At 67.5% G+C, this 8,766-nt stretch carries 9 protein-coding genes; all 9 read left to right on the forward strand.

Going from position 1 to position 8,766, the window contains the following annotated elements:
• Positions 1–24 precede the first annotated feature (24 nt).
• Positions 25–2,016 (forward strand): conjugal transfer protein TraG, encoded by a 1,992-nt coding sequence (locus OPU69_RS18450; RefSeq protein ID WP_058457582.1) that lies wholly within the window; start codon positions 25–27, stop codon positions 2,014–2,016.
• A gap of 7 nt (positions 2,017–2,023) precedes the next feature.
• Positions 2,024–2,458: a ribbon-helix-helix protein, CopG family gene (locus tag OPU69_RS18455; RefSeq protein WP_058457581.1), complete on the forward strand. Its 435-nt coding sequence runs from the start codon at positions 2,024–2,026 to the stop codon at positions 2,456–2,458.
• Between the two features lie 217 nt (positions 2,459–2,675).
• Positions 2,676–3,611, forward strand: a complete 936-nt coding sequence (gene trbB, locus OPU69_RS18460) for a P-type conjugative transfer ATPase TrbB (protein WP_443026134.1) — start codon at positions 2,676–2,678, stop codon at positions 3,609–3,611.
• Positions 3,608–3,940 carry a TrbC/VirB2 family type IV secretion system protein gene (locus OPU69_RS18465; protein WP_058457579.1) on the forward strand — a complete coding sequence of 111 codons (333 nt, stop codon included), beginning with the start codon at positions 3,608–3,610 and terminating at the stop codon, positions 3,938–3,940. The genes trbB and OPU69_RS18465 overlap by 4 nt, the downstream gene beginning before the upstream one ends.
• Positions 3,940–4,221 (forward strand): VirB3 family type IV secretion system protein, encoded by a 282-nt coding sequence (locus tag OPU69_RS18470; RefSeq protein WP_058457578.1) that lies wholly within the window; start codon positions 3,940–3,942, stop codon positions 4,219–4,221. Before OPU69_RS18465 ends, OPU69_RS18470 begins: the two co-directional genes overlap by 1 nt.
• Before the next feature lie 8 nt (positions 4,222–4,229).
• The gene (gene trbE, locus OPU69_RS18475; protein ID WP_058457577.1) at positions 4,230–6,668 is read left to right on the forward strand and encodes a conjugal transfer protein TrbE; all 2,439 of its coding nucleotides are present in this window, start codon (positions 4,230–4,232) and stop codon (positions 6,666–6,668) included.
• Positions 6,665–7,429 (forward strand): P-type conjugative transfer protein TrbJ, encoded by a 765-nt coding sequence (trbJ, locus tag OPU69_RS18480; protein ID WP_054362438.1) that lies wholly within the window; start codon positions 6,665–6,667, stop codon positions 7,427–7,429. Before trbE ends, trbJ begins: the two co-directional genes overlap by 4 nt.
• A gap of 10 nt (positions 7,430–7,439) precedes the next feature.
• Entirely contained in the window at positions 7,440–7,811 is a 372-nt protein-coding gene (trbK-alt, locus tag OPU69_RS18485; protein WP_054362437.1) for a putative entry exclusion protein TrbK-alt, read from the forward strand.
• 4 nt (positions 7,812–7,815) lie between these two features.
• Positions 7,816–8,766, forward strand: a 951-nt coding sequence (gene trbL / locus OPU69_RS18490) for a P-type conjugative transfer protein TrbL (RefSeq protein ID WP_498512975.1), incomplete at its 3' end; no start/stop codon positions are given.

The raw sequence follows: 8,766 nt of genomic DNA on the forward strand, positions 1-8,766 counted from the left end.
CGAAAATGCAATTGGTGAGCGTCGATGTCTGCTACGAAAATACTCTGGGGTCAGATCCTCACCGTCTTCGCGATCGTCCTGCTGACGACCTGGGCCGCCACACAATGGACGGCCTGGAAGCTCGGCTTCCAACCGCAGCTCGGCCCGGCCTGGTTCATGCTCGGCGACTGGCCGGTCTACTATCCCTGGTCCTTCTTCCCGTGGTGGTATTTCTATGATGCGTATGCGCCCCCGATCTTCGTCGAGGGCGCCTATATCGCCGCCTCCGGAGGGTTCATCTCGATCGCGGTTGCGATCGGCATGTCGGTCTGGCGGGCGCGTGAGGCGAAGAACGCCGAGACCTTCGGCTCGGCTCGCTGGGCCCGCGCCGACGAGGTGCGCGGCGCCGGTCTGCTCGGCGAGGATGGCGTGGTGCTCGGCAAGTTCGACCACGCCTATCTGAGGCATGACGGGCCCGAGCATGTGCTGTGCTTCGCCCCGACCAGATCGGGCAAGGGCGTCGGCCTGGTCGTGCCCTCGCTGCTGACCTGGCCGGGCTCGGCCATCGTCCACGACATCAAGGGCGAGAACTGGACGCTCACCGCCGGCTTCCGCGCCCGCCACGGTCGGGTGCTGCTCTTTGATCCGACCAACGCGAAATCGGCCGCCTACAATCCGCTGCTCGAGGTGCGCCGCGGCGAATGGGAAGTGCGCGACGTCCAGAACATCGCCGACATTTTGGTCGATCCGGAAGGCTCGCTCGAAAAGCGAAACCACTGGGAGAAGACCAGCCATGCGCTGCTGGTCGGCGCCATCCTGCACGTCCTCTATGCCGAGGAGGACAAGACGCTCGCCGGCGTCGCCGCCTTTCTCTCCGATCCGAAGCGGCCGATCGAGTCGACGCTGGCGGCGATGATGAAGACGGCCCATCTCGGCGAAGCCGGTCCGCACCCGGTCATCGCGTCGGCGGCCCGCGAGCTGCTGAACAAATCAGACAATGAGCGGTCGGGCGTGCTGTCGACCGCCATGTCGTTTCTCGGGCTGTACCGGGACCCCGTGGTGGCGGAGGTGACGCGCCGCTGCGACTGGCGCATCGCAGACATCGTCGGCGCCAAGCATCCGACCAGCCTCTACCTCGTCGTGCCGCCATCCGACATCGCCAGGACGAAGCCACTCATCCGCCTGATCCTGAACCAGATCGGCCGGCGCCTGACCGAGGACTTGCACGCTAAGGGCAACCGGCATCGGCTGCTCCTCATGCTCGACGAATTCCCGGCGCTCGGGCGACTGGACTTCTTTGAATCCGCGCTGGCCTTCATGGCCGGCTACGGCCTGAAGGCATTCCTGATCGCGCAGTCGCTCAACCAGATCGAAAAGGCATATGGGCCGAACAATTCGATCCTCGACAACTGCCATGTGCGCGTCAGCTTCGCCACCAACGACGAGCGGACCGCGAAAAGGGTCAGCGATGCGCTCGGCACGGCGACCGAAATGCGGGCCATGCGCAACTATGCCGGCCATCGGCTGTCGCCCTGGCTCGGCCACTTGATGGTGTCGCGCTCGGAAACGGCGCGACCGCTCCTGACCCCCGGCGAGGTGATGCAGCTCCCGCCGGCCGACGAGATCGTCATGGTCGCGGGCACGCCGCCGATCCGCGCGAAGAAGGCCCGCTATTTCGAGGACCGACGCTTCAAGGAGCGGATCGTCGCGCCACCGACGCTCGCCAAGTCGAACCGACCCAGCTCCGACGATTGGACCAGGCTGCCGGTTCCGGCCCGCCCAGTCGCCGCGCTCGCCGGGGCCGACGCGGCGGCCGACGCTGGCGACGAAGATCCGACCGGCTCCGAGCGACGCCATCAGCCCGAGCTGAACCGCGCAGCGCCCGTCGAGAAGAAGGCGCCGATCGACAATGAATTCGAGGTGGGGCTCGATGACGACGCCGACGAGGATGCCGCTCGGATCAGCCGCGCCAACCAGGTGATGCAGGGCGTCGCGCGTCAGGTCTCGCTCGACCCGAACGACGGCATGGAGCTGTGAGACGCCCATGGCCGATCCGTCGAAGAAACAGCGCCTGTCGGTCTATCTCGAACCCGAGGTGATGAAGGCGCTCGTCGCCCATGCCGCACGCCGCGATCAATCGCGCTCTTTGGTCGCCGAGGCAGCGATCGCGTCCTTCCTGTCGCCGGACGCGGCCGAGCGGCAGGAAGCGGCGACCACCAAACGCCTCGACCAGCTCGACCGCCGCATGACCCGCATGGAGCGCGACATGGGGATTTCGGTCGAGATGCTGGCGGTGTTCGTGCGCTTCTGGCTGACCTCGAACCCGCCGCTGCCCGAACCGGCCCAGGCCGCCGCCCGGGCACAGGCTGGAGAACGCTACGACGCCTTCGTCGCTGCGCTCGGCCGCCGACTCGCCAAGGGGCCAAAGCTCCGTCAGGAGATTTCGGAGGACATCGAGCCCGCGCGCGACGCGCAATAAGCAGCGATTGCGGCAACTCAAGTAATCGGCAGTTCCTCCGTTTCCCTGTCTCTGCACGCTACACTGCTACTACGCCCTGACACCTGTTGCCGAGGGCCGATTTCCGGTTCTCTTACTCATCCCCGATCCAGGGGCGGCCTGACGCGGTCCCGCAAAGAACGGGGACAGCGTGGCCGATTCGCACCAGAAATCTGAAGCGATACTTCGAGGCGCCCGCATGCTGCGGACGGCCCTTGGCCCCGCCATCGCCGGATTCCTGAGCGACGCCAGCGTCGTCGAGGTGATGCTCAACCCCGACGGCCGCCTCTGGATCGACCGGCTTTCGGAGGGGCTGTCGGACACCGGCGAGACGCTGTCGCCGGAGGACGGCGAGCGGATCGTGCGCCTGGTCGCGCACCATGTCGGCGCCGAGGTTCATATCGGCAATCCGCGTGTCTCGGCCGAGCTGCCGGAAACGGGGGAGCGGTTCGAGGGCCTGCTGCCGCCCGTCGTGGCGGCCCCGGCCTTCGCCATCCGCAAGCCGGCGGTCGCCGTCTTCACGCTGCAGGATTACGTCGCCGCCGGCATCATGTCCCCCGTGCAGGCCGAGATCCTGCGTCAGGCCGTCGCCGACCGCCGCAATATCCTGGTCGCCGGGGGCACCTCGACCGGAAAGACCACGCTCACCAACGCGCTGCTCGCCGAGGTCGCCAAGACCTCGGATCGCGTCGTCCTGATCGAGGACACCCGCGAGCTGCAATGCGCCGCGCCGAACCTCGTCGCCATGCGGACCAAGGACGGCGTCGCGACGCTGTCCGACCTCGTGCGCTCCTCGCTGCGCCTGCGGCCTGACCGCATCCCGATCGGCGAGGTACGCGGCGCCGAGGCTCTCGACCTGCTCAAGGCCTGGGGCACCGGCCATCCGGGTGGTGTCGGGACGATTCACGCCGGCACCGCGCTCGGCGCGCTGCGGCGCCTCGAACAGCTCATCCAGGAAGCTGTCGTCACCGTCCCGCGCGCGCTGATCGCCGAGACGATCGACCTCGTCGCCGTCCTCTCCGGACGCGGCTCGAACCGACGTCTCGCCGAACTCGGCCGCGTCGAGGGGCTCGGACCCAGCGGCGACTACCGCGTCACCCCCGCAACCCAGCCCCCCGAAGGAGACCCCTCATGATCCGTCACGTCCTGCGCATTCAGCGCCACATCCGCACGTTCGCGGCCGTCGCGTTCGTCAGCCTCGCGCTGGCGCCCGCCGCCCACGCGTCCGGCTCCTCGATGCCGTGGGAGGCCCCACTGCAATCGATCCTCGAATCCATCGAGGGACCGGTCGCCAAGATCCTCGCCGTCATCGTCATCATCGTCACCGGCCTGACGCTGGCCTTCGGCGATACGTCCGGCGGTTTCCGGCGCCTGATCCAGATCGTCTTCGGTCTGTCGATCGCCTTCGCGGCCAGTTCGTTCTTCCTCAGCTTCTTCAGCTTCGGCGGCGGAGCGCTCGTCTGATGGCCGGACCGATCGAGAGCGGCGGCGACGTGCCTGGCTTCACCGTTCCGGTTCACCGCGCCTTGACCGAGCACATCCTGCTCGGCGGCGCACCCCGGAGCATCGCCATCCTCAATGGCACGCTCGCCGCAGCCCTCGGTCTCGGCCTGCGCCTCTGGCTGGTCGGCCTTGCGGTCTGGGCCGTCGGCCACTTTGCCGCTGTGTGGGCGGCCAAGCGCGACCCGCAGTTCGTCGACGTCGGACGTCGGCACCTGCGCATCCCCGGCCATCTCGGAGTCTGAGGCCCGCCATGATGAACCTCGCCGAATATCGCCGCACCTCGACCCGCCTTGCGGATTTCCTGCCCTGGGCGGCGCTTGTCGCCCCCGGCGTCGTCCTCAACAAGGACGGTTCGTTCCAGCGCTCGGCGCGCTTCCGTGGTCCCGACCTCGATTCCGCCGTGCAGGCCGAGCTGGTCGCCGTCGCCGGCCGCCTCAACAGCGCCTTCCGCCGCCTCGGCAGCGGATGGGCAATCTTCGTCGAGGCACAGCGCCATGCCGTCGGCGCCTATCCCGCGAGCCGGTTTCCGGATGCCGCATCCGCTCTGGTCGATGCCGAGCGCAAGGCGGATTTCGAGGAGGACGCGGCCCACTACGAGTCCAGCTATTTCATCACCTTCGCCTACCTGCCGCCGGCCGAGGACGCCGCGCGCGCCGAAAGCTGGCTCTACGAGGGCAAGGCCGATCGCGGCGTCGACCCGTGGGAGGCGCTGCGCGGCTTCGTCGACCGCACCGACCGCATCCTGCAGCTCGTCGAAGCCTTCATGCCGGAATGCGCCTGGCTCGATGACGTCGAGACGCTGACCTACCTGCACTCGACCGTATCGACCAAGCGCCACCGCGTTCGCGTGCCCGAGACGCCGATGTATCTCGATGCCCTGGTCGCCGATCAGCCGCTGACCGGCGGGCTCGAACCGCGGCTCGGCGAAGCGCATCTGCGTATCCTGACCATCGTCGGGTTCCCGACCGTCACGACGCCAGGGCTCCTGGACGAGTTGAACCGCCTCGCATTCCCATACCGTTGGTCGACCCGGGCGATCCTGCTCGACAAGACCGACGCCACCAGGCTCGTCACGAAAATCCGACGGCAGTGGTTCTCGAAGCGCAAGTCGATCGCCGCGATCCTCAAGGAGGTGATGACCAACGAGGCCTCGACGCTCGTCGACACCGACGCCGCCAACAAGGCCGCCGACGCCGACCTGGCGCTGCAAGAGCTGGGCGCGGATTTCGCAGGCCAGGCCCATGTCACCGCCACGATCGCCGTCTGGGACAACGATCCCCGCATCGCGGCGGAAAAACTCAGGCTCGTCGAGAAGGTCATCCAAGGCCGCGACTTCACCGCGATGCCCGAAGGCATCAACGCCGCCGACGCCTGGCTCGGCTCGCTGCCCGGCCACGTCTACGCCAACGTCCGCCAACCTCCCATCAGCACATTGAACCTTGCCCACATGATCCCGCTATCAGCGGTGTGGGCGGGTCCGGAACGGGATGACCATCTCGGTGCGCCCCCCTTGCTGTTTGGCAAGACCGAGGGAAGCACCCCGTTCCGGTTTTCCATCCATGTCGGCGACGTCGGCCACACGCTGGTCGTCGGCCCGACCGGCGCCGGCAAGTCGGTGCTGCTCGCGCTCATGGCGCTGCAGTTCCGCCGCTACCGCCAAGCACAGGTCTTTGCCTTCGACTTCGGCGGTTCGATCCGCGCCGCCGCCATCGCTATGGGCGGCGACTGGCACGATCTTGGCGGCGGGCTTACCGAAGGCTCGGCCGACAGCGTCTCGCTCCAGCCGCTCGCCCGCATCGACGAGACCCCGGAACGGGCATGGGCTGCCGATTGGATCATCGCAATCCTAGCACGAGAAAGCGTCGCGATCACACCGGACGTCAAGGAGCTGATCTGGACGGCGCTCACGTCGCTCGCCTCGGCGCCGGTCGCCGAGCGCACGATCACCGGGCTGGCGGTGCTGCTCCAGTCGAACGACCTGAAGCAGGCGCTCAGACCCTATTGCGTCGGCGGGCCTTATGGCCGGTTGCTCGACGCCGAGAGCGAACATCTCGGCAGCGCCACGGTGCAAGCGTTCGAGACCGAAGGCCTCATCGGGACCGATGCGGCCCCGGCGGTCCTCGCTTATCTCTTCCATCGCATCGAGGACCGGCTGAACGGCGAGCCGACGCTCATCATCGTCGACGAAGGCTGGCTCGCGCTCGACGATGAGGGCTTCGCCGGCCAGCTCCGCGAGTGGCTGAAAACGCTCAGAAAGAAGAACGCCAGCGTCGTTTTCGCCACGCAGTCGCTTTCCGACATCGACGGCTCGGCGATCGCGCCAGCCATCATCGAAAGCTGCCAGACCCGGCTGCTACTGCCGAACGAGCGCGCGATCGAACCGCAGATCACGGCGATATATCAGCGCTTCGGGCTCAATTCGCGCCAGATCGAGATCCTCGCGCGGGCGATGCCCAAGCGCGACTACTACTGCCAGTCCCGCCGAGGCAATCGCCTGTTCGAGCTGGGCCTGTCCGACGTCGCGCTGGCGCTCTGCGCCGCCTCGTCGAAGACCGACCAGGCCGCCATAGACCGCATCGTCACCGAGCATGGCCGCAAGGGATTCCTCGCCGCCTGGCTGCGGCTGCGCGGCGCGACATGGGCGGTCGACCTCATTCCCGACCTCACCAACCTGGAGAGCCTGCCATGAAACTGCGCATTCCCCGCGCGGCGATCACCGCCGCCGTCCTCGCCATCCCTTTGTCTGCGTCGCCGGTGCTAGTCGCGCCGGCCTCGGCGCAATGGATCGTCTACGACCCGACGAACTACGTTCAAAACGTCCTGACGGCGGCGCGTTCGCTGGAGCAGATCAACAACCAGATCACCTCGCTCCAGAACCAGGCCACCTCGCTGATCAACCAGGCCCGCAACCTCGCGAGCCTGCCGTTCTCCTCGCTGCAACAGCTCCAGCAATCGGTCCAGCGCACCCAACAGCTTCTGCAGCAGGCGCAGCGCATCGCCTACGATGTCCAGAACATCGATCAGGCGTTCCGCACCAATTACGGGGCCGGAAGCGCCTCGATGAGCGCGTCCAATCAGCAGCTCATCGCCCAGGCGAAAGAGCGCTGGAACAACACCGTTTCCGGCCTTCAGGACGCCATGCGCGTCCAGGCCGGCGTGGTCGGCAACATCGACACCAACCGCACCCAGATGTCGGCGCTGGTCGGCCAGAGCCAGGGCGCCACCGGCGCGCTGCAGGCCACCCAGGCGGGCAACCAGCTTCTCGCACTCCAGGCCCAGCAGCTCGCGGACCTGACCGCCGTCGTCTCGGCGAACGGCCGTTCCCAGGCGCTCGCCGAAGCCGAGCGGTCGGCGGCCGCCGAACAGGGCCGCGAGCAGCGCCGCCGTTTCCTGACGCCGGGCTCGGGCTACCAGCCCGGCAACGCGCAGATGTTCCAGAACGGCAACTGAGGGCGCGACGATGGACGGAAAGATCCTCGCGCGCATCGGCGCCATCTTCTTCGTGACCTTCGCCGTCACCGCCACCGCCATCGAACTCGCCCGCAAGGACGAGCCGCCGATCTACCGCAGCATCGCGGTGCCCGCGGAAGCGGCGGCCGATCCGCTGAAGGCAAAGCTGCGCCGCTGCCAGCGGCTCGGCGAGGCCGGCACCAGCGACAGCGAGTGCCTGCAGACCTGGGCGGAGAACCGCGACCGCTTCCTCACGCCGTCGCAGCCGGCGCCGCAGGCGCCCGGTCCGCAGGACATCCCGCAGAATCCGCCGGTCACGCGCGAGCCCATCGTCAAGGAGCCCGTGCCGGCCGTCGACTCCCACACGAACGAGGCGCGCTGAGATCATGGGCGGCACCGGCGTCATCGACCACTTCCTGGAAGTTTTCACCCGCTACATCGACGGCGGCTTCGGGCTTCTCTCCGGCGAAGTTGCGTTCATCGCCACGACGTTGATCGTGATCGACGTCACGCTCGCCGCGCTGTTCTGGAGCTGGGGCGCCGACGAAGACATCATGGCGCGCCTGGTGAAGAAGACGCTGTTCGTCGGCGTCTTTGCCTACCTCATCGGCAATTGGAACAACCTGGCCCGCATCATCTTCGAGAGCTTTGCTGGCCTCGGCCTGAAAGCCTCCGGCACCGGTTTCACCGTCGCCGACATGATGCGGCCCGGCCGCGTCGCCCAGACCGGCCTCGATGCCGGCCGGCCACTGCTCGATTCCATATCCGATCTCATGGGTTACTGGAGTTTCTTCGAGAACTTCATCCAGATCGCGGTGATGCTGCTCGCCTGGGCGCTGGTGCTGTTGGCCTTCTTCATTTTGGCCATCCAGCTCTTCGTGACGTTGATCGAATTCAAGCTCACCACGCTGGCGGGCTTCGTGCTCATCCCGTTCGGGCTGTTCGGCAAGAGCGCCTTCATGGCCGAGCGTGTGCTTGGCAACGTCATCTCCTCAGGTATCAAGGTGCTCGTCCTCGGCGTCATCATCGGCATCGGGTCGAGCCTGTTTTCCGAATTCACCGCCGGCTTCGGCGGGGCAACACCCACCATCGATCAGGCCATGGCCATCGTGCTCGCGGCGCTGACGCTGCTCGGTCTTGGCATCTTCGGTCCGGGCATCGCCAACGGTCTCGTCTCTGGCGGACCCCAGCTCGGCGCGGGCGCCGCCATCGGAACCGGCCTAGCCGCGGGCGGCATGGTCGCCGCAGGCGCCGCCACGGTTGGAGCGGTGGCGTCCGGAGGAGCCGCGCTGGCAGGAGGCGCGGCCGCCGCCGCTCGCGGGGGCGCCGCCCTCGCG

Source organism: Blastomonas sp. 34TW (assembly GCF_059803595.1).